At 38.2% G+C, this 21,798-nt stretch carries 24 protein-coding genes; 12 read left to right on the forward strand and 12 right to left on the reverse strand.

What is annotated here, in order from left to right:
* Positions 1-82: 82 nt before the first annotated feature.
* Positions 83-469: a rhodanese-like domain-containing protein gene (locus BT1A1_RS10680; protein WP_034770983.1), complete on the forward strand. Its 387-nt coding sequence runs from the start codon at positions 83-85 to the stop codon at positions 467-469.
* A 472-nt stretch (positions 470-941) separates the two neighbouring features.
* Here BT1A1_RS10680 and gcvPB read toward each other — a convergent pair whose 3' ends face one another.
* From gcvPB to gcvT, 3 genes are read right to left on the reverse strand one after another with little or no spacing between them, the layout of a single operon-like run.
* The gene (gcvPB, locus tag BT1A1_RS10685; RefSeq protein ID WP_034770986.1) at positions 942-2,402 is read right to left on the reverse strand and encodes an aminomethyl-transferring glycine dehydrogenase subunit GcvPB; all 1,461 of its coding nucleotides are present in this window, start codon (positions 2,400-2,402) and stop codon (positions 942-944) included.
* The gene (gcvPA, locus tag BT1A1_RS10690) at positions 2,395-3,744 is read right to left on the reverse strand and encodes an aminomethyl-transferring glycine dehydrogenase subunit GcvPA (RefSeq protein WP_034770989.1); all 1,350 of its coding nucleotides are present in this window, start codon (positions 3,742-3,744) and stop codon (positions 2,395-2,397) included. Before gcvPA ends, gcvPB begins: the two co-directional genes overlap by 8 nt.
* 27 nt (positions 3,745-3,771) lie before the next feature.
* A complete protein-coding gene (gcvT, locus tag BT1A1_RS10695) occupies positions 3,772-4,884 on the reverse strand; it encodes a glycine cleavage system aminomethyltransferase GcvT (protein WP_034770991.1) in 1,113 nt (370 codons plus the stop codon).
* A 178-nt stretch (positions 4,885-5,062) separates the two neighbouring features.
* On the opposite strand from gcvT, the gene BT1A1_RS10700 reads away from it, so the two are divergent.
* Together BT1A1_RS10700 and BT1A1_RS10705 are read left to right on the forward strand one after the other, a co-directional pair.
* Positions 5,063-6,757, forward strand: coding sequence for a DEAD/DEAH box helicase (locus tag BT1A1_RS10700; protein ID WP_034770994.1), 1,695 nt, complete (start codon positions 5,063-5,065; stop codon positions 6,755-6,757).
* Entirely contained in the window at positions 6,726-7,529 is an 804-nt protein-coding gene (locus BT1A1_RS10705) for a YqhG family protein (protein WP_034770996.1), read from the forward strand. Before BT1A1_RS10700 ends, BT1A1_RS10705 begins: the two co-directional genes overlap by 32 nt.
* 538 nt (positions 7,530-8,067) lie before the next feature.
* Here BT1A1_RS10705 and BT1A1_RS17945 read toward each other — a convergent pair.
* The 3 genes from BT1A1_RS17945 to BT1A1_RS10720 all read right to left on the reverse strand — a co-directional run bounded on the left by BT1A1_RS17945 (position 8,068) and on the right by BT1A1_RS10720 (position 9,391).
* A complete protein-coding gene (locus tag BT1A1_RS17945) occupies positions 8,068-8,238 on the reverse strand; it encodes a DUF2759 domain-containing protein (RefSeq protein WP_034770998.1) in 171 nt (56 codons plus the stop codon).
* Between the two features lie 70 nt (positions 8,239-8,308).
* The gene (locus BT1A1_RS10715; protein WP_034771001.1) at positions 8,309-8,551 is read right to left on the reverse strand and encodes a DUF2626 domain-containing protein; all 243 of its coding nucleotides are present in this window, start codon (positions 8,549-8,551) and stop codon (positions 8,309-8,311) included.
* A 138-nt stretch (positions 8,552-8,689) separates the two neighbouring features.
* Positions 8,690-9,391 carry a helix-turn-helix transcriptional regulator gene (locus BT1A1_RS10720; protein ID WP_034771004.1) on the reverse strand — a complete coding sequence of 234 codons (702 nt, stop codon included), beginning with the start codon at positions 9,389-9,391 and terminating at the stop codon, positions 8,690-8,692.
* Between the two features lie 210 nt (positions 9,392-9,601).
* Here BT1A1_RS10720 and comGA point away from each other — a divergent pair, with 210 nt between their 5' ends.
* From comGA to BT1A1_RS10760, 8 genes are all read left to right on the forward strand, one after another.
* A complete protein-coding gene (comGA, locus tag BT1A1_RS10725) occupies positions 9,602-10,687 on the forward strand; it encodes a competence type IV pilus ATPase ComGA (RefSeq protein ID WP_034771006.1) in 1,086 nt (361 codons plus the stop codon).
* A complete protein-coding gene (gene comGB, locus BT1A1_RS10730; protein WP_034771008.1) occupies positions 10,662-11,693 on the forward strand; it encodes a competence type IV pilus assembly protein ComGB in 1,032 nt (343 codons plus the stop codon). The genes comGA and comGB overlap by 26 nt, the downstream gene beginning before the upstream one ends.
* 26 nt (positions 11,694-11,719) lie before the next feature.
* Positions 11,720-12,019 (forward strand): competence type IV pilus major pilin ComGC, encoded by a 300-nt coding sequence (gene comGC / locus BT1A1_RS10735; protein ID WP_034771010.1) that lies wholly within the window; start codon positions 11,720-11,722, stop codon positions 12,017-12,019.
* A complete protein-coding gene (gene comGD, locus BT1A1_RS10740; protein WP_034771013.1) occupies positions 11,994-12,497 on the forward strand; it encodes a competence type IV pilus minor pilin ComGD in 504 nt (167 codons plus the stop codon). Before comGC ends, comGD begins: the two co-directional genes overlap by 26 nt.
* Positions 12,472-12,828 (forward strand): hypothetical protein, encoded by a 357-nt coding sequence (locus BT1A1_RS10745; protein ID WP_034771015.1) that lies wholly within the window; start codon positions 12,472-12,474, stop codon positions 12,826-12,828. Before comGD ends, BT1A1_RS10745 begins: the two co-directional genes overlap by 26 nt.
* Positions 12,800-13,264 (forward strand): competence type IV pilus minor pilin ComGF, encoded by a 465-nt coding sequence (gene comGF, locus BT1A1_RS10750; protein ID WP_034771017.1) that lies wholly within the window; start codon positions 12,800-12,802, stop codon positions 13,262-13,264. The genes BT1A1_RS10745 and comGF overlap by 29 nt, the downstream gene beginning before the upstream one ends.
* The gene (comGG, locus tag BT1A1_RS10755; protein WP_176458882.1) at positions 13,212-13,685 is read left to right on the forward strand and encodes a competence type IV pilus minor pilin ComGG; all 474 of its coding nucleotides are present in this window, start codon (positions 13,212-13,214) and stop codon (positions 13,683-13,685) included. Before comGF ends, comGG begins: the two co-directional genes overlap by 53 nt.
* A 100-nt stretch (positions 13,686-13,785) precedes the next feature.
* Entirely contained in the window at positions 13,786-13,971 is a 186-nt protein-coding gene (locus tag BT1A1_RS10760; RefSeq protein ID WP_034771024.1) for a YqzE family protein, read from the forward strand.
* A gap of 30 nt (positions 13,972-14,001) precedes the next feature.
* Here the strand turns inward: BT1A1_RS10760 and BT1A1_RS10765 are convergent, their stop codons facing one another.
* The 5 genes from BT1A1_RS10765 to BT1A1_RS10785 form a co-directional block, all read right to left on the reverse strand.
* Positions 14,002-15,126, reverse strand: a complete 1,125-nt coding sequence (locus BT1A1_RS10765) for a YqgU-like beta propeller domain-containing protein (protein ID WP_034771027.1) — start codon at positions 15,124-15,126, stop codon at positions 14,002-14,004.
* 167 nt (positions 15,127-15,293) lie between these two features.
* Positions 15,294-16,481, reverse strand: coding sequence for a M14 family metallopeptidase (locus tag BT1A1_RS10770; RefSeq protein WP_034771029.1), 1,188 nt, complete (start codon positions 16,479-16,481; stop codon positions 15,294-15,296).
* A gap of 96 nt (positions 16,482-16,577) precedes the next feature.
* Positions 16,578-17,537, reverse strand: coding sequence for an ROK family glucokinase (locus tag BT1A1_RS10775; protein WP_034771042.1), 960 nt, complete (start codon positions 17,535-17,537; stop codon positions 16,578-16,580).
* Between the two features lie 4 nt (positions 17,538-17,541).
* Positions 17,542-17,751: a YqgQ family protein gene (locus tag BT1A1_RS10780; protein WP_034771045.1), complete on the reverse strand. Its 210-nt coding sequence runs from the start codon at positions 17,749-17,751 to the stop codon at positions 17,542-17,544.
* A gap of 110 nt (positions 17,752-17,861) precedes the next feature.
* Positions 17,862-19,325 carry a spore germination protein gene (locus BT1A1_RS10785; RefSeq protein ID WP_034771047.1) on the reverse strand — a complete coding sequence of 488 codons (1,464 nt, stop codon included), beginning with the start codon at positions 19,323-19,325 and terminating at the stop codon, positions 17,862-17,864.
* Between the two features lie 394 nt (positions 19,326-19,719).
* On the opposite strand from BT1A1_RS10785, the gene BT1A1_RS10790 reads away from it, so the two are divergent.
* Positions 19,720-20,595 carry a hypothetical protein gene (locus BT1A1_RS10790; protein WP_051989102.1) on the forward strand — a complete coding sequence of 292 codons (876 nt, stop codon included), beginning with the start codon at positions 19,720-19,722 and terminating at the stop codon, positions 20,593-20,595.
* Here the strand turns inward: BT1A1_RS10790 and BT1A1_RS10795 are convergent.
* Positions 20,592-21,764 (reverse strand): rhomboid family intramembrane serine protease, encoded by a 1,173-nt coding sequence (locus BT1A1_RS10795; RefSeq protein ID WP_034771050.1) that lies wholly within the window; start codon positions 21,762-21,764, stop codon positions 20,592-20,594. The genes BT1A1_RS10790 and BT1A1_RS10795 overlap by 4 nt on opposite strands.
* Between the last annotated feature and the right edge of the window lie 34 nt (positions 21,765-21,798).

A 21,798-nucleotide genomic window follows, 5' to 3' on the forward strand; every position in this document is an offset into this window, starting at 1 on the left:
ATAATTTACTTTGCGTTCACGGCATTTCATTTATATAATATAAATTAGTGCACAAGTTTGAGTAAGTGAAAGGGGAACCATCATGAGTTATAGTAATATTGTTTTGATTATTATTTTATTTGCACTACTCAGCTATTCGCTATTCAATTATTTTCAGCGGAAAAGAATTATAAAAGTCTTAACCCAAGAAGAGTTTATCGAAGGATATCGAAAAGCTCAATTAATTGATGTACGTGAGCCGAATGAATTTGAATCCGGTCACATTTTAGGTGCAAGAAATATTCCGTTAACACAATTGAAAATGCGGATGAAAGAAATCCGTCCAGATAAACCAGTCTATTTATATTGCCAAGGGTCGAGCCGCAGTGGAAGAGCTGCTCAAATGCTTTATAAAAAAGGTTATAAACAACTCTATCAATTAAAGGGCGGATTTAAGAAATGGACAGGCAGGATTAAGGTTGGAAAATAGGTAAGTACAATCGGACAAGTTTTTTGTCCGGTTTTTTACGTAATAAGGTACCGTAGTCAAGTTGGATTGATCTATGTAGCCTTGATGAGGACCAATTTTTTGAGATTTCCGTGTGTTTCGGTTTTCGTTATTCAGATGAATGGAAAAAAACGGCCGAAATTGGAACAATAACGACTTTATGGCACAAATCCATTAGAGTAATTAGCGGAAGTGTCCCATAGTCCCCCATGTAGTGCCAAGATACACCACAGAGGATGAAAAATGTTGTCTCCATGGTAGGAATACTCTATGATTCCCATTATCTACTGCAAAGTTATATATGAACTTAAAAAAGTCCTGATACATTCTTAAAATAGAATTGTATCAGGACGGTAATCATGTTATCGAATGAAGACTGTGACAAAATCATCCTTGAACCTTTACATATTATAAATCGATGGCTTACATTTTAGCATCTACTACTTTGTTATCTTTATTCTCTCACATATTTTAAAATCGGTTTTCTTGCCGCTTTTGTTTCGTCAAGCCTTCCTACAACCGTTGTATGCGGAGCCTCTTGGACAATTTCCGGATTTTCTTCCGCTTCCTTGGCGATTTGAATCATTGTCTCGATAAAGGCGTCCAACGTTTCCTTCGATTCCGTTTCTGTCGGTTCAATCATCATACTCTCTTCCACATTCAACGGGAAATAGATGGTCGGTGGGTGAAAACCGAAATCAAGTAACCTCTTCGCAATATCGAGTGTACGAACACCTAATTTTTTCTGCCGCCTGCCGCTGATGACAAATTCATGCTTGCAATGGCGATCATAAGGTAAATCATAATACGGGGCTAACGAGCGCATCATATAATTCGCATTAATCACTGCATTTTCCGTCACTTGCCTTAATCCATCAGGCCCCATCGTTCGAATATATGTGTAAGCCCGGACATTAATTCCGAAATTGCCGTAAAATGGTTTTACCCGGCCGATAGATTGCGGACGGTCATAATCAAAGAAAAATTCATTATTCTTCTTCACCAGTACCGGTTTCGGTAAAAATGGAATTAACTCTTTTTTCACACCGACAGGACCACTCCCCGGGCCACCGCCGCCATGAGGACCGGTAAATGTTTTATGAAGATTCAAATGCACGACATCGAAGCCCATATCTCCGGGACGTGCTTTCCCCATGATTGCATTTAAATTTGCCCCATCATAGTATAATTTCCCGCCGACTGCATGGACAATCTCTGCCATTTCCACAATATTTTCTTCAAACAGACCCAGTGTATTCGGGTTCGTCAACATGAGCGCCGCCGTATCCGAACCAACGACACGCTTCAAATCGTCGATATCGACAAGACCAAACTCATTGGACTTAACTGTTATTGTTTCAAATCCGGCGACTGTGGCCGAAGCCGGATTCGTTCCGTGAGCAGAATCCGGGATGATCACTTTTGTTTTATGGAAATCACCGTTTGCTTCATGGTACGCACGAATGAGCATTAACCCTGTCCATTCGCCATGAGCTCCTGCAGCCGGTTGCAATGTCACTTCATCCATACCGGTTATTTCTTTCAAATGTTCCATTAAATCATACATAAGTTCAAGAGCACCTTGGACTGAACTTTCATCTTGAAGCGGATGTATATGAGCAAATCCGGGAAGTCTTGCCACATCTTCATTGATTTTTGGATTATACTTCATCGTACATGAACCAAGCGGATAAAAACCGGAATCGACCCCGTGGTTTCTTTTTGAAAGAGCGGTATAATGACGGATAATGTCAAGTTCCGAAACCTCAGGAAGTTCAGGTTCTTCCGTTCGAATATAATCTTCCGGCAGCAAACGATCAATATCCGTTTCTGGAACATCTATTTCCGGTAATGAATAACCAATTCTTCCCGGCTTACTAATTTCAAAAATTAACGGAAAATTGTCCTTAACCATGATGATACGCCCTCACTTTCTCAACGAATGTGTCAATTTCCTCTTTCGTGCGAATTTCGGTAACACAAACAAGCATCTGACCGGCATATTTAGGATCCACTTTTCCTAAATCATACCCGCCAATTACTCCGCTTTGTAATAAATAAGACGTGAGCCCTTCTACCGGTTTATCAAGTTTAACAACAAATTCATTGAAGGACGGACCATCATAGACAATCTCAAAACCATTTTGTTTAAACACATTTTTAGCATAATTTGCTTTTTGTATATTACCTATTGCCATTTCCCGAATACCCTTTTTTCCCAGCGCCGTCATCGTCACACTTGCAGCCAATGCGTTTAACGCTTGGTTAGAACAAATATTGGAGGTCGCCTTTTCTCTACGGATATGTTGCTCCCGTGCCTGCAGTGTTAAAACAAAGCCGCGGTTGCCATTTTCATCGGTTGTCTGCCCGACTAATCGGCCGGGGATTTTCCGCATGAACTTTTTCGATACAGCAAAGAATCCACAATGAGGACCACCAAAAGACTGGGGTATCCCAAAAGGTTGGGCATCACCGGTTACGATATCGGCTCCAAATTTTCCGGGCGGTGTCAAAATTCCGAGAGCAACCGGATTTGCGGAGACAATAAATAATGAATGATTTCCATGCACAACCGGTTCAATTTCACGTAAGCTCTCGATGCGGCCAAAAAAGTTCGGATATTGCACAAGAACACATGCGACATCATCGGTTAACTGATTTTTTAATGACTCTATATCGGTAACTCCATTGTTTAACGGTACTTCCTCTACTTGTAATTTTTGCCCTTTTGCATAGGTTTTTACTACCTCTTTATATTCCGGGTGGATCGCTTCCGATATGAGAATCGTTCTCCTTTTTGTTTGTCCGGTTGCAAGCATGGCCGCTTCCGCCAGAGCCGTACCGCCATCATACATGGAAGAATTGGCCACATCCATGCCGGTCAATTCACAAATCATTGTTTGAAACTCAAAAATTGCCTGAAGCTCACCTTGGGAAATTTCCGGTTGATACGGCGTATAAGCAGTGTAAAATTCTGAGCGTGAAATGACATGATCGACGATGGACGGAATATAATGATCATATACACCCGCTCCCAAAAAACTTGTGAAATTTTTTACATTTACATTTTTGGCAGCCAAATCAGATAATTCTTTATAAAGTGCCGGTTCGGATTTTGCTTCTTTTAAACGTAAGCGACCCTGATACCTTACGTTTTCCGGTATATCTGAAAAAAGCTCGTCTACCGTTTCTACCCCAATTTTTGCAAGCATGTCCGCTTTATCTTGTTCTGTCATCGGTAAATATCGAAAAGCCATGAAAAATCCCCCTCTCTTATGCTTCAATCATGATTGACCAATCTTTTTTCTTTTATAAAAAGGTGTCGGAATCACTTTCCCTAATATTTGTTTATTACGTATTTCCACAAATAGCTCCGTATCTATATCCACTTTATTGCTTTTGACAAGGGCAAGACCGATATTTTTCTTTAGTGTGGGAGATTGTGTACCGGTTGTAATTACCCCAATTTCTTCTCCATCTTGAAAGACTTTATAGCCGGTTCTCGGAATCCCTCTGTCAATCATTTCTATCCCGATTAATTTCCTAGTGGCACCATTTTCTATTTGTTTTTTTAGCACTGCCTTCCCGATAAAATCTTCTTTCTTCTCCGTCTTTACGGCAAACGTTAATCCCGCTTCAACCGGTGAAATGGTGGAAGATAGCTCTTGCCCGTACAATGGCAGGCAAGCTTCAAAACGCAATGTGTCTCTGGCTCCCAGGCCGCACGGTAAAACTCCTTCATTTTTTCCGGCTGCCAAAATCTCCTGCCATAACCGCCGGGCATCGGACGGGTGACAATAAATCTCAAAACCATCCTCTCCCGTATATCCGGTTCTGGATACGAGTGCTGTTGCCCCGTTTATTTTTATGTATTGTTTAAACCCAAAAACAGGAATAGTGGAAAGATCGTCATTGCTAAGTTTCTGCAGCACATTTTCAGCTAAAGGACCTTGTAAAGCCAACTGTGCATAATTGGCAGAAACATTTGTCACGTTTACTTGTCCCGTTCTGTGCGTCGATAACCATTGAAAATCTTTTTCCGTATTGGCTGCATTTACAACTAATAGATAAGAGTCATCATGAAACTGATAAACTAATAAATCATCTACTGTTCCCCCGGCTTCATTGCATAAGAACGTATACTGGGCTTTACCCGGTTTCAATTTAGCAAGATCATTCGTCAGCATCGTTTGTAAAAAGGAAAACGCATCCGGTCCTTTGACTTCAATCTCACCCATATGTGAAACATCGAACAGTCCTGCACGCATCCGGACCGCCTCATGTTCGGCTTTAATACTCGAAAACTGCACAGGTAAAGCCCAACCGCCAAAGTCAATCAACTTTGCCCCCATTTGTCGGTACATATCATACAGTGGTGTCCGCTTCAGCTCTTCCATCCAGCTCCCTCCTTTTGTTGTACATGGATTGACATCCCAAATTTTTCATAATTTTCGCCAACAGGGATATACTACACTTACAATCCGTTACTAAATTTCTTTAACAAAATTCCAACTTCATCGTATCATTGTTTTTTACATTTTTCCACCATTTCATCGTCGGAAAAGGAGTGTTTTTATGGATGTTGAAGTACATTTTGACTCTACATGGCAAGAAGGATTTTTCATGAAACTCAAAGACGATGGACCATGGGCGAATTGGCACTTATATAACTTGGCATTAGAAGCTGAGAAGCATTTACTGATTCCCGACTTTTACGGTTTGATGGCCCCTAAATTTTTACCGGAGTTAAAACCGTTACCTCACCAAATTGAGGCTGCCAGTCAAGTCATCGAGCAAATGAACGGAAAAGCAATCTTGGCAGACGAGGTTGGTCTCGGAAAAACAATTGAAGCCGGGTTAATTTTAAAAGAATATATGATTCGCGGTTTGGCTAAAAAAATCTTAATTCTTGTACCTGCTTCCCTTGTCTCGCAATGGGTATTCGAATTAAACAGCAAATTCCATATTCCCGCAATCGCTTATCGAAAAAATTACAGTTGGGAAACGGTGGACGTCATGGTCTCCTCCCTTGATACGGCCAAAAAAAGTCCTCATCGAGAAAAGATATTAGAACAAAACTATGATTTTGTCATTATCGACGAAGCCCATAAACTGAAAAACCATAAAACAAAAAACTATGAGTTTGTCCAAGGTTTAAAAAAGAAGTTTTGTTTACTTTTGACCGCCACCCCGATCCAAAATAAAATCGAGGAAATCTTTAATCTTGTTTCATTATTGAAGCCCGGACATTTAGGAACATATGATGACTTTTTAGAAACCTATAAAAATAACAAAGATAAATATAGCGACGAACAATTGAAAAAATTGATTAATAAAGTAATGATTCGAAACAGGAGACAAGATACAAAAATCGAGTGGACAAAACGGCATGTCAAAACGATATTAATCGATTTTACAGAAGAAGAACGGGAATTATATGATCATATCACAAGTCAACGAAATCAATTTGACAGTCTGTTGGCCAATGCCTTTTCCATTTTGACTCTCCAACGGGAAGCATGCAGCAGTAAAGAAGCTGTTTTTACCACGGTAAAAAATATGATAGAAAAAAACGAGGACCCCGTCGCTTCTTTCAAACAATTTATTCAGTCAATAATGGAAAAAATCCAGAAAATCCAAGTGAATTCAAAAGCAGAAAAAGCGTTGGAGTTAATTCATTCCATTAACGACAAAGTGATTATCTTCACTGAATATCGGGCAACGCAACTATATCTTCAGTGGTTTTTAAAACAGCACGGGATCTCATCCGTTCCGTTTCGCGGCGGTTTTAAGCGGGGGAAAAAAGACTGGATGAAGGAATTGTTTCAAAACCATGCGCAAGTATTTATTGCAACGGAAGCCGGTGGAGAAGGAATCAATCTTCAGTTTTGCAACCATATCATTAATTTTGATTTACCTTGGAATCCGATGCGCCTTGAACAGAGAATTGGACGGGTACACAGACTCGGGCAGGAAAAGGATGTCATGGTTTATAATTTTGCTACAAAGGGAACCGTTGAAGAACATATTTTGAAATTGTTATATGAGAAGATTCATCTGTTTGAACGCGTCATTGGTGAATTGGATGAAATTTTGACCAAGCTTGATTTCGGTCGCCTAGAGGATCATCTGGTTGATATTTTTGGTCAGTCGGAATCAGAAGGAGAGATGAAAATTAAAATGGACAATTTAACCGCCATGATCGAGTTTGCCGAGAAGTTTAAGGAGGATGAATATCATGAAGCAGCAGAAAATTCATTCTTATCTTAAACAATTTTTCTCGACAACCAATTGTCAAATCGAATCGCTCGATCATACCCACTTAACCGTTCAATTGACGGTTGATATGGATAAATTACTGATGAATCGCCCTTTTTATTGGCATTATATTGAAAAAACAGGAGGAACACCGAATCCGCAAAAACTTACTTTTATAACCGACTTTCACAGAGCAAAAGATTTGAAAGGCGAACTCATTCATTTCGGTTCACCTCGTTTGCATCAAATCTTTCATGTTTCGAAACAAATGGGCAGTTATATTCGTTTATTTGAAAATAGACCGGGAACTGAAAAAAATCATACCGCATTGGTACCTTGGTTTTGTTTAAATTTGAAAATCAGTTATCTTTGTGATCGGAGGAAAGATATGTTGCGTTCGATCGGAATGAATTTAATAAATGGGACGCTGCTGGAAGGCTTTCATGATGAACTGGTTGAGAAGGAAATTTCCTTGGCTACAAAAATTCCGGACTTTGCTTTTACCTTCACCCCAATGTTTAAACCGGAAAGCGGAATAAGGCGAATCAGACAATATATTGAAAAGGACATAATGAAAGATGATCATTCTTGGGCAACCAGTGCGAGGAAACGCTGGCAAGCAGATGAATCGTTATTAGATTCCTTTTACGTTGACATAGAGGAAAAGCCGGAAAGGTATTATATTGAAAAAGAAGCATTAAAAAATCAGTATGAACCGAAAATTGAAATTTCCATCATCAATGGCGGATTATTTTATTTAACTAAGTCATGCTTGCTGGCTTAATTAGAAAAGAACAAGGAACTCGTTTAAAGAAGCTTGCTAGTTGCGAGCCCCTTGAAACTAAACAATAAACTTCCATTAGCAGGAAGTTTCTTCATCATGTATGAAGAAAACTCGGGCGTCCGAGCCTTTAGACAACTAAAGAGCCGTAGTTCAGCGAAAAAAATTTTCGCTTGCGAGGTAATGCTACCGAAGTCTCTCTAGTGCACTTATGCGTTAGAAAAGGGGTTGTCCAAAAAGTCAAAAATTAAGCCAATGTGTATAAGTTATTGAAGTGAAGGTGGCGGCGACTCCTGCGGGAACAGCACGAGCCGAAGACCCTGCAGGAGCGAGAAAACGAGCGACGAAGCGGCTGAGGCCGTGCCCGCGGAAAGCGTCCGTCACCGAAACGAAAAACCGAACCCTATTCTTTTACACTAAAATTTTAGAAGTTGTACTTTTAGGACAGCCCCTTCCTCCTTTAGCTAAAAAGAGAAAGGCTTCATGAAATGGGGGCTAAAAAAGCAATCCCACATTCATGAAGCCTTTTCATAAATGTCTTTTAAGCCTCAGGAAACCCGTCAAATATGAGGGTCATCAATGTAAAAAAGCCAAAAACAAGAACAGTTGCCACAGAAAAAAACAATCCTAAATAATTTTTGCTTTTAAACGAGGAAAAAACAGCAAAAATAGCAAGTAATGTAACCAAACCTGTAATAATTACTGTACCCATATAAATCCTCCTGTTTGGAAATATTTAATTGATCAGCCGATTGGTATGCATAAAAAGATTACCTGAGCTGTTAATGGCCTGTACCTGGAACAAAATGGAAGGTGGTATAATATGTAAAACCGACAAAAAATATGGTTAAATACGCACCAAATATATACATATACATCCTTTCAGATAATCGCAAATACCCCAATAACAGGAAAAAACCGGTTTGTGCTAAAAATAATAATGCTAAAACATTCATGCCCCCGACATAAAACATGACCGTGAAAATGCCGGTCCAAAATGATAATACCCGATACATACGATCCATCCAGATCCCTCCCCTTGTGTTTCAATTTATTTTATCATGGAATGACATGAAAAATAAAACTTCTATCGAGATATTGATAGAAGTTTCAATTTATTTCTATTATAATAATAGTGATTACGGTTGTAAACACTTTCAGCATTAATTTGGAATATTTATCCGATATGCACAAGCATCGCAACCTTCGAACATATTTTGTGTAGCCACAAGTTCGAAGTCATCAAATAAAGATTCAAGAAGTCCCTTGATAAACGCAATATGCATATTACATGTCGTTGATTTATGCTCTTTTGCTATTTCACGGAATGGGCAATTAAACACTTGTAAATGAAGTTTTTTCTGGCCCTCTTGAATATATAAATCCGGATAAAAACCTAACATCGTACATGTGGATTTAAATATTTCCACCTTTTGGTCAAACGTTAACTGATCACTGGTCAATCCATATTTCGTAATTTGGTTTTCCATTAATTCGTAACCAAAACGTCTGCCGGTTTCATAAAGGGCCGGTTCAGCAATTTCTCCAAGTTGGACCATTGATTCAATGGCAATTTTTGCAAGTAAGTGATAATCTCGGAAAGGAAAATTCAGTTCAATCACATCATCGGATAATTGGTAAATCCGGCTTGGTCTGCCGCCTTTTCCTGTTTTTCTATTTTCCGATTTCAGCATGTTTACATCTTCTAATTTGGACAAGTGTAATCTTGCTACGTTCGGATGGATACTAAATTTGTCAGCAATTTCTTGAACGGTTACATTTTTATGATTTTTCGTGATGTACTCATAAATGGAATACCTTGTGGGGTCCGATAAAACATTTGTAATTTTCAATGTTTGTTGCAAAGTTATCACCTCTTAGGGCTTTTTTATCATTATAATATAGAAAACGTAGCAATATTAGTCTATAGGGAGGATTGTCGGAAAATGTTCAAAATTTCACATATAAATATTAATAAATATGTAAAACAAAAAAATTTTTTATAAAAAAAGAAGGAATTTTGTCTTTTATGTCGAATTACATTTACTGAAAAAGAAAGGAAGGTGATTTAAACTTTGCCGAACTCGATTGAAACACGGGCAAGGGAAATTTTGGAGCACGCCCTTTCTTTACATGCAACAGATATTCATATCATCCCCAAATCAAAACATGCTTCCGTTCTATTTCGATTGTCTCATAAACTCATCCCCATAATGACAATCGAACTTGAGGAAACGGAAAGATTAATTTCATATATGAAGTTTCAGGCAGCAATGGATATCGGCGAAAAAAGAAAACCCCAGAACGGTTCTTTTCAAATAGATATCGGGGGGCTATCTGTCGGACTTCGATTATCCACTTTGCCTTCCATATTCGCTGAAAGTTTGGTCATCCGTATATTACCACAGGAATCATACATCCCATTTCAACAATTATCCTTATTCCCAAAATCACTGAGACTACTGTTAGCCATGTTAAAGTTTTCCCACGGTTTAATCATATTTACAGGACCAACCGGATCGGGCAAAACAACAACTTTATATTCTCTTCTCCAACATTCGACAAAATCTCTTGGCAGGAATGTCATCACCTTGGAAGATCCTGTTGAAAAAAATAGTGAAGATTTACTTCAAGTTCAAGTAAATGAAAAAGCCGGCATTACGTATAATACCGGTTTAAAAGCGATTTTAAGACATGATCCCGATATTATTATGGTCGGCGAAATTCGTGATAGTGAGACAGCGCATATTGCCATTCGAGCAGCATTAACCGGTCATTTAGTATTGACAACGATGCATACGAAAGATTCAAAAGGTGCATTGTACCGGTTAATCGAATTTGGTGTTAATTGGCATGAAATTGAACAAACTTTGGTAGCAGTGACGGCCCAAAGATTAGTCGAATTAATTTGTCCTTACTGTTTAGAAGAAGAATGTCCTGTCTATTGCAACCAGAATAAAAATAAGCGTACTGCCGTTTATGAAATTTTGTACGGTCGTGCATTAAAGGAAGCACTGTTGGAAATGAAGGGTGAAGCATTTTCGGCGCGCTATCCGACTTTGGGCCAATTGATTGCAAAAGGTATTGCTCTCGGATTTATCAAGAAAAGTGAGTATGAAAGATGGGTGCATGATATTGAGACAAAGTCGCTGGAAAATTGAAGAACAAATTTTGCTTTTAAAAAGACTTGGCATGTTATTGGACGAAGGATATTCCATTAGCGATGCGATCGGCTTTATTCAAATACAGTTAAAAAAGGATAAACAAGATGAACTGTTGGAAAGCATAGAAAAACTGAAAAATGGTGAAAAGTTTTTTAAAGTTTTGGAGCAATTACAATTCCATTCCACTGCTGTTAGTTTCGTGTTTTATGGAGAACAAAACGGGAATCTGTCAAAGTCATTACAAACAGCGGGTTTGATCCTTTCAGAGCGGGAAAGGCGGAAAAAGAAAATTCAAACTTTATTGACTTACCCTATTTTCCTGCTCATTTTAACAGGAGGGATGTTTTTTGTAATCAGTTGGCAGCTGTTGCCGCAATTTATCCAATTATATCACTCTTTTCAAGCAGAGCCGAATGTTTTGTTAAAGTCTTTGTTTTGGATTCGTGAACATCCGTTAATGATAGGTACCGTTTTATTATTGTTGTTCTCTATCATGATAATTGCCCAATATAGTTATCGTATGCGGAAAACAAGCTTTGAAATTCAGACTGCATTTGGAAAGTTCCCGATCTTAGGGAATTTGGTTCAGCTGTGGAACACCTATTATATCGCTTATCATACAAGTCAATTATTGCAATCGGGTTTGTCCTTGTTTCAATCTTTACATTTTATCAAGGACGACCCGAAAAAGCCTTATTTAAAAGAAGCGATTGAAAAAATTAATGATGGATTACTCAACGGAGATAGTTTTTCAGCGGCGGTGCAAAAGATCCCGTTTTGGAAGAAAGAGTTGGTTACAGTAATCCAACATGGTCAATTAATCAGCAAGCTGGAAGTGGAGTTGGAAGCCTACAGTCAATATTGTTTAGAGGCCTTTTTTGAAAAGTTGGAGAAAATTATTAAAATCATTCAGCCGCTTATCTTTGGGTTTATCGCTATTTGGATTATCTTGATGTATTTTTCAATCATGTTACCGTCATTCCAACTAATCAATTATATTTAAAAATTTTGGATGAAGGAGAGATTTTCATGTTGAAAAAAGAATCTGCATTTACGTTAATCGAGATGATGATCGTTCTGTTCGTCATCACTATTTTACTGCTTATAACCATTCCAAACGTGACAAAACACCAGAAAAATATCAGCAATAAAGGCTGTGAAGGATTAGAAAATATGGTTCAGGCAGAAATCCAAGCCTATCAAATAGATCATAATAAATTACCCGCTTCTATTGATGACTTGAAAAACGGTTATTTAAAAGAAGAACCGGTATGTCCGGATGGAAGGAAGATTGTTATCTCTAATGGTGACGCAGTTATCAAAGAGTGAAGGGAAGATCAATCGGATAAAGACATCGTTGCTAAACAGGCAATCGAATCAGGCAGGCTTTACACTTATTGAAGTATTATTAATCCTTTTCATCATCGTCACTATGCTAATGAGTCTGCCCCCCTTATTTCACAGTGTTCAAAATACCATTAATGAAAAATATTTTTTGCAGCAGTACGAAGAGGATTTGTTTTACGCACAAAGTCTGGCATTGAGCAGAAGAAGGGCTGTCTACTATCAATATGATAGCAATAAAAAGATTTATAAAATTACTGACCACCGGGGAAATGTTTATCTGCAAAGACAAGTACCGGATGATGTTGTCATTTCCCACGGGCATCTGGCAAATTTTCGTTTTGTCGGGGACGGAAATATTAACCGGTTTGGTAATATTTGGGTTCAAGTGAACGGGAAGAAATATCAAATCTTTATCAGTATCGGGAGTGGCCGTTTTGAAATTTTTGAAGAAAGTTCTTGATAAACAAAATGAGGGATCAATCTATCTTGAGATCTTACTTGCCTTTTTCGTTTGGCTTGTAATCTTATCAACGGTTATTCCCTCCTTTTTACACTTAACTTTAGCGAGGAAGGAAATCCTTATTGAACATATGGGAAATCAAATTTTATCGAGACAGGTTCAAAAAGTGATTTATGACCAACCGATTGAACCATTAATCGAACAGGAGGGGTATCCGGCCTATTATACAGTTGTTCAAGAAAACATGGAGGGGATGAAAGAAATTTGTGTTTATTATAAAAGCATGGAAAACGAGGAGAAACATGTATGCCGAACAATCAATAAACAATGAAAAAGGTTATACTTTGGTAGAAATGTTGCTTAGTTTGGCCATATTTTCTTTAATTATTGTCTATTTGACGAATATGGTCCCGTTGTTACGTTATCATACTTATTCAAGTGAGATAGCGGATCAAATGCAATGGGAAATGTTTATGAATCAAGCAAAACGGGAAATTCGGCAAAGTGATGAAATCTTTTTGACCGTAAGCTACAATAGAATTTTATTTTGGAAAGATGGAACCAATACGCTATATGAACGGTATGGAAATCGAATTAGGAGGCGAGTCGACGGGATGGGGCACCAATTAATCTTATTTCGTATCAGGAGATTTGACTATGAGCAAATACCACATGGGATTAAATTCATCGTTACACACGAAAACGGTAAAATTTATGAAGAAGAAATTTATTTGCCGCGGGAAATTCCGATCACTAATAATAAATAAAAATGGTTTCATCCTCCCTTTTACCTTGTTTTTGTTTTTTCTTTTTTCTACGATATTGCTTCACTCGACGACAAAATATGTTGTTGAAAAACAAGTTTTTGATAATTTTCATATCACTTATGAGTTGGAAACATTATTGTTAATGGCCTATCAAGATGTCGAAAAGGCATATGAGAGCGAGAATTTTTCCAATTCCGGCAAATTGGAATACGATGTCGGCTATGTTTTGTATCGGGTAAAAGAAGAAAAGGAAAACGGGCTATTGGTTTCCTTCGAATGTTACACGGATGATGAAGGAGAATTGTTTATGGATTTGATGTTAGATAAAAAAACGGAGGAAGTTGCCCCGGAACCAGAACCGGCTGAGCAAGACCAAGACACGGAATTACGTGAAGATGGGAACCTTAATGATCCAAAATGAATCAATCCACCGGACAATGGGTTTTTTGCATCCCTGTTTATAGACTTCATTATTTGGATAACCTAATAGTAAAAGAGAAATGGACAAGGATGAGGGTGGAATGAAATCAGATGACTATATTCGTTTTTTGACCAAAACGGTTGTCACCCATTTTGAAACACCGAAAGAGGAAAGAAATAAACGGAAACTAGAAAAAAAGATGCAAAAGGAACCGTTCGTCTATAAATGGTTCGGAATCTTCCCTTATATGGTGAAAATCGGATTCAAAAAGATTAAAAAACGGTAAAGAAAACTCGGACATGGGTCCGAGTTTTCTTTATTCAAATTCAATAACGGAAGCCATTTTTTTCTCATTTATAAAAATAATATGTTCATATAAGTTTCCTGTTAAACAGCTTTTTCCTTTTGGTGAACATAGCAGTGGTGCACTTTCAACAGACTTAAGAATGACTTCTTCTTTGCCACTCTTAATATTCCGTTTGACCAGCCGGAATCCGTCATTATAAAGATCCGCCTCCCCGCTTTTCTTCGGTTCAATAATAAAAAAATTCTTACCGGCCAAATCATAGGTTGGGATAACCCACCCGGAAAAATCGGTTAAATGCGGGATTTCAAAAGAATACAGCGGTTGAAGCTCATGATCATAAAAAAGAAATATCGCTTTCGATGGATCTTTATCACTCGGGGCAATGGCCAATAGGAAATTTTTCCACCCATCAATATAGTAAAATTTTTCTTCGTTTTTTACATGTTTTTCATTGCCATTTTCATAAATGGTTAGGGGCGCGGTAATCCTCGGTTCATCATTGCCCCAATCCAAATATAGAAATCTTGATTGCTTAAGCCAGACCGCAAACGGTTGGGAAAGGTTCATCTCTTGAAGGGAACGCTTTTCTATGTCGATTAAATAGGAACGAAATGACCAATCTTCATAAAAAGCACTGACAAGTATTTTCGTTTCATCATACCCATTCCACTCATAATGAACTTCTTTTGACTCAATTTCTTCTTGAAACACGATTTGTTGACCGGGAAGCCGGATGACAGTCAGAAGTGCTTTATAGGCCGTTGAGGCTGAATGAATCAGAAGATATTCTCTGGACGGGCTCAATTGTGCAGAAACAATCGGTTCATCACTAACATAGACTTCTTTTTTAACTCCGGATAGTAAGTCATATGCCGAAACAATTGACCGGCTATTTTTTCTCTCGACAAATAACAGTGTTTCGTCTGTCTCCCAATCAATGATAAATTGAAAATCCGCTTCCTTCACTTTTAATGGGACAATTGATTGTGAATTTAGTCCCTTGCCATTTACTGTTTGATTTGCGGCCGATTTTTCTGAATCAAGTTTGGACGGTGATGGTTTATTTAATTCTTCTGTTTCACAGCCGGAAAGTAACAGGACAAAAAAGATAAGAACAGACAGCCATTTCCCCATCAGATTTCACCTTCTCAATAAATAATGCGCACGTTTTTCAGGATATTGCCCCCACTATTGAAGTTTCCCTTTATAAGACGTATGAAAAAGCGAAATGTTTCATTTTTATTAAAATTTTTTTAAAAAAAGATGACAAAAAAAGGGGAATGCGGCAACAGCACTATTGTTCAACTGTTTAATGTCACTAAAAATACATTCAACATTTCTTCGTATATTTGCGGAAACTGTGAAACCGGCAGAGGATTAACACCTAACCCAAGTTCGAACGTAAAACCCGGCTTTTGATAAGCATGGACAAACCAATCTCGAAAACCTGCATGGCTGTCAATATAACGAACGGATTTATAACCGCTTACTTTTTCATATTCTCTTGCCAATCGCTCTGATTCGACAGGTTCTACACCTTCATATCCCCAGTAAAATTCCCTGCCCTGGGTATGGAAAGCTAAAACACGTGAAAATTGTTTTTTTTCAACAAGCCGAGCCATAGCCACCGCTTCCGGTTCGGAAAGTGGAATTTCACCCGGATAGTCCCTTGGCGCCGGACTTTTCGGTTCTTTACGTTCTTTTTCTATTTCCCAATTGGCCGGAAATTGATTATTCAAATCAACCCCCCGAATATTCGCCTTCCACCCGGAAAAATCAGGGGAACCGGAATTTAATGCAAGAATTTCTTCTTTTTTTTCAGCCGGCGGACCTTGAAGAACAAGATTCACGCCATCCGGATTTACCATCGGGACAATTGACAACGTATTTTTATGATAAAGCGGCAGTGCATGTATACCATTAAGCATGTTTTCATTTGTTAATGCAAGGAAAAATGTATTCACCAATTTCATTAACACAGGGGTCGTAATCCATTCATTAGCATGAAAAGAAGCGTTTACATGAATATTTCGTTTTCCTCTTCCTATTTCCAACTCATAAATGGGATTTCCAAGTACACTTTCACCGATGGTATTTACCTTGAGAAACGGATATAGACAAAGCAATGTTTCAATATCACGTTGTAAATGGGTAAAATCATAGGTTTGAATATCATTGATGACAGGTTCGGTCACTCTTTTTGGCAATTTTACCGATTGTCCTAAAGCAAGATGATCGGGATAAACACCGGGATTTAATAATAAGAGCGCCTCGACAGGCATTTTACTCATTTTTGCCAATTGAAAAAACGTGTCACCCGGTTGGATTATATATGTCTCTTCCATAAATCCCGGTATTTCTACTTCCATCCCAACATCTAAAAAATTGGATGCAATATGCCGGTTGGAATCTTCAATTAATTGAATTGGAATATGAAACAACCGGCTATATAACCAAAATGAATCACCATGCCGCACACGTACTCTCATTCATATCCCCCTTTGTTCCAACACTTTATTGTCATCTTCATTGTATGAAATGTTTATCCCTTTGTGTGTCAAACAAGAGAGGAATAGCATAAACAGTTAACTGTTTTGCTTGACCAAATAACCGGCTCCAATAATCCCGGCATCATTACCTAATTCAGCAAGCAAAATCTTTGTATCGGTACCGGTTGGTGGAAAAGCAAATTTCTGGTAATAGGTATTAACCGGTTCCAATAACTTGTTTCCGGCCTTTGAAACACCGCCACCGATAATAATTGCCTCGGGATTCAAAATCGCACTTAACGTACTCAAGGCATAACCTAAATAATAACCGACACGATCGACTATCTCCCCGGCAATCTCATCTTCATGAACAGCATCAAAAATATCTTTGGAAGTTAGTTTCCCTTTTTCTTTTAAGACAGTAGTTAAAATCGTTTCTTTTTCCAAGCTTTCAATTCTTTGCATAGCTAAATTGACAACACCGGTAGCTGAGGCAACGGTTTCTAAACAGCCGGTTTTTCCACAATTACATTGAAAACCATGTTCAAGTTGTACTGTCATATGGCCAATTTCTCCCCCGCCACCGGTCGTGCCGCCAACAATATGACCGTCAATAATGACACCGCCACCGACACCGGTACCAAGAGTAATAGCGACAATATCCTTTAATCCTTTACCTGCTCCCAGCCAGAGCTCGCCCAATGCAGCACAATTCGCATCATTTTCGACATATGCCGGTAACGAGAAGGTCTTTTCCAGTTCAGCCTTTAAAGGATAATTTTCCCAACCAATATTAACTGCCCGGGTTATTCGCCCGTCCTTCAATACCGGTCCGGGAGCACCCATTCCGATACCAAAAAATTGGTCCGGTTTGATGTTTAACTCATTGATTTTCTTATTAAAAGAATAATAGATTTCTTCAACAATGAACTTACCATTTTCCGCTTTGTTTGTCGGTATTTCCCATTTTTCCAATATTTTTCCATCTGTTTTCAAGATTGCAACCTTTGATGAAGTTCCGCCTAAATCAATGCTGAAAATAAATTCCTTTTCCATACAATCACCTTTTCTTTTTCTTATCTATTTCTTTTTGTATTTCTTGTCGTAACAATAATAATGCCATTTGGTAATCTTTTATATCAATTAATTGCGAGCGAAACAATTCTGTCACTTCTGATTCCATCAATTGTAAATCAGCTAACCGATCGCCGACATATATAATTGTACCAAACTGTTTCAATAATTGTTGAATATCATAAATTGTTTTCAACTCTTCTACCACCCTTTAATCAAAACAAGTTCTCCCCTCTCATTATAAACAAAAAATGATCATAAAAAAACTGCTTCTTCAGCAGCTTTTTTAACAATTGGTTACGGAAATTACCGATCCGGGTCTTTCGGATCCAAAAACTTCGGGCGTGTCCTCTTCAACGGGATTGGCGCCCGAATGATGATGTCCATCATCCCCTTGAAGTCAAAAGGAATAAATGGCCACAAATAAGGGACATTATAGGATTTCATGGTAACCAACAAAAGCACCCATAAAAAGGTCCCAATAACAAAACCAATTTCATGGAGGATGGCAGTCAAGGTTAATAAAATAAGACGGAAAATTCGGTTGGCCAGACTCATTTCATAGCTAGGTGTTGCAAACATCCCAATCGCAGCAATAGATAAATAAAGAATCACTTCATTGGAAAACAGACCAACTTCAACGGCAACTTGGCCGATCATTAGTGCGGCGACTAAACCGAGTGCAGTTGCCAATGAATTCGGGGTATGGATCGCGGCCATCCTTAACATATCGATCCCAACTTCGATTAATAAAAATTGAAGATATAACGGAATTTGACCGTCTTCATTCGGACCGATAAAAGAAAGTCGTTCCGGTAACAGTTCCGGTTGAACGGCCAATAAGTACCAAAGCGGTAATAAAAATATCGATGCCCAGACAGCCAAAAACCGGACAAGTCGTAAGTAAGCACCGACCACCGGCTTATTTCGGTATTCCTCCGCATGTTGCAGATGGTGCCAAAAGGTTGTCGGTGCAATGATGACGCTGGGAGAACCGTCGACAATAATGCAGACATGCCCTTCATATAAATGAGCGGCAGCGGTATCCGGCCTTTCGGTATAACGGACGGTTGGATACGGATTCCAATGATTACCGGATATAAATTCTTCTACTGTTTTTTCGGCCATTGGAATCCCGTCTGTATCAATTTTTTCAAGAGACTTTTTAATATCTATTACAAGGTCTTCATCTGCTATATCTTCCAAATAGCAAACAACAACATCGGTTTTCGAGCGGCGACCGACTTGCATATATTCCATCCGCAGTGTCCGGTCACGAATCCGCCTTCTCGTTAAAGCTGTATTAAATACTAATGTTTCAACATAACCGTCTCTGGAACCACGGACAACACGTTCAATATCCGGTTCTTCCGGGCTCCTTGCCGGATATGTTCTTGCATCGATTAAAATTGCCTTATCGATACCATCCACAATTAATGCAGTAGGTCCGGCCAACACCATGTCAGCAACTTTTTGCAAATCATCGGTTGTTTCAATTTCAACATAAGGTATATAGCTTCGAAGTAATTTTTCTAATGGATGGTCAGAAATTTCTTCCGCCTTTAGTCCGCTAAGCAGCTTCATTATTTGCACAAAAACATCATCTTTAATAAAACCATCAATGAAAAAGACTGCCATATCCCGCTCAGCATAAAGTAAGTCAAGTTGAATGACATCAAAGCTCTTTCCAATTCCTAAAATCTGCCTTAAATTGTTTATATTCTCATGGATGTTTTTCGAAACAGTGATTTTTTCATTATTCGTTTCCATGGTTTTTTACACCTGCCTAATTTTGGCTAACAGGATGGAGATATCCTAATCGGTACACATGTAAAAATTTCTAAAGATTATTCCGAAATACCAGTTTTATGACACCCTATTTTTCACCTAAATGTCCAAGAGGTGTTTTATCAAAAATATTTCGTTCTTTCGACACTATATCCTACCTTAATGTTTGGACAATCGGTTTTTTTCGCCTAATTACCATAATAGACAAAGATATATCCCTCCATACTTCTTTGTTCATCATTTTTACGGTAATAAACTTATTCAAACTCCCGCATCTTGAAATAAATACCGGATCATACATAGATGGACAAGAACATACACTGGTAAAGGAACGAATGATCAATTAATCCATTTAATGAATGGCGGGGAGTAATAGATGAAAACGACAAAAACTTTTCTAATCATATGTTCAGCTCTGATTACCATAACCGCATCTCTGTATTTTTTTCACTTTAAAAATAATCAAACGGTGGAGAGCATCACTTATTTTCCTCTGGATACAGAAGCACAATTCCTTGATGCAAAAACAAAAATAATGAATATCAAAACCGATCAAAATCGTTATCAGTTTTCTGTAAAGTCCTATTCTCGATTGGATCGTCCAACTTATTTACGGCAGGATGTAACTTTCATTTTTGCGGGCGGAATTCTTATCGGTAAACTGGGGAAATGGGAGGAGAGTACAGACAGTTTGGAATTAAGTGGAATTTTTACCGAAAAAGATAATCAAATTGTTAGAGCCATTAGTTTTCACCATGCCGAATTGCATGCAAAAGAAACCATTACAAGCAGTCAAAGCATGTCCGATGATTTTCTCTATATCATCCCAAATGCCCTCCCATCCCTTGTTTCTTTCCAAACGCCGAGTAATGAAGAAGAAACGGGATGGAAGGAAGTCCTGGATAAAGAAGAAAATCAAATCATTTCAACAAATTTAAAAAAAGCAGTAAGACAGCTTGATATTGATTTGGCTGAGTTTCATATAATTCCCTTATCTTTATTAGCCAATTATCAAAAACAGCCGCTCCCTTCCTTTTCCAGACAAAAATCAGATGAAATTATCGGTCAACTTTGGGAAGGGCTATATAAGAACTATTATTTGGGAATAAGAAAACAAAACGGTCAACTCATTTCACCAATCGGCAGTACCGTTCCTATTGTTTTACTATCAAAAGCAAAACAATACCTTTACGTCATTTTTCAAACAGCAGACAACGAATTTATCTCACTAAAACAACAAATCAATAACTAGATGTTTGGAAACTGATATCCATAGTAAAGGGCAATGGCTGTAATGACAACGGTTAGCAATAAATAATACATTCTATAGCGTTTTTTCGTATCCGGAAGTCCGAGAATACCTGCTGCCAGAAACCCGCCAATCATTCCACCCATATGCCCGGAAATATCGATAGAAGGGACGGCAAAACCGATAACAACATTCACACCAATCAAGGCGAGAATATTGGGCCCGATCGTCCGGAAAAAAGTGTGTTTATGCTCGATTCCGAAATAAAGAAGAGCTCCAAATAAGCCGAAAATGGCCCCACTGGCACCGGCAGATAAATGTGAACTAAAAATAAAACTCGCCAGCGTTCCGAAAAAGCCGGAAAAAAGATAAATTATTAAAAATCGGAGCCGACCAAAAATGCTTTCAACAGCCGTTCCCAAATAATAAAGACTGAGTCCGTTCATAAACAAATGGAGAAATCCAATATGTAAAAACATCGGTGTAAAGAATCGCCACCATTCACCATCTAAAATGGCCGGATTATATTTTGCGCCGAAATAAAGTAACACGTACGGGTTGGTACTCCCGCCGTTCATTTCTAATAAAATAAACACGAAAGTAATAGCAACTAATAGAAAATAAGTAAAAAACGGTTTGGTCCGGTTAAACAACTGTTTTTCACGTTTTTCGGCAGCTATGGTTTCTTGAGAAATCAGACTTTTTAGAGCACCCACTTCATAATCAGAATAATCTTCTTTTATTTGACCGAACGGATTTTGCCCGATAATTTTTGTCACGAATTGAACGGAGTCTTGCAAATGACTTTCATCAAATAAAATGGAATACATTTTCGTTTTTACATTTTCGATTTGAACGGGACGATTGACGTACGGTTCATATGAATCCACCGGTGGGAGACTGGTGAAATAAATATTCAACACTTGAAATTTATTGCGAAAATACATTTTACGAATCTTATCCGCTTGCAAAATCGTTTGCTTCATATCGGAACGCAGCCAATTGCTCCAGTCAATATCTTTCCGTTTCACCCGAATCAACGGAAATTGTTTATGAACGATGTTTTCCAACCAAACTTCCTGTTGATCCTCAGCCAAATGCATAATTCGATATCCATCTACAATCATGGAATGAATAAATTTCCAGTATAAATAATCGGTATGGTAACTCAAACGATTCCCTGCTTTCCTATTCCAATTTCTTACT

Source organism: Caldibacillus thermoamylovorans (genome assembly GCF_000751775.1).
In the GTDB taxonomy this organism is placed as follows: Bacteria; Bacillota; Bacilli; order Bacillales; family Caldibacillaceae; genus Caldifermentibacillus; species Caldifermentibacillus hisashii.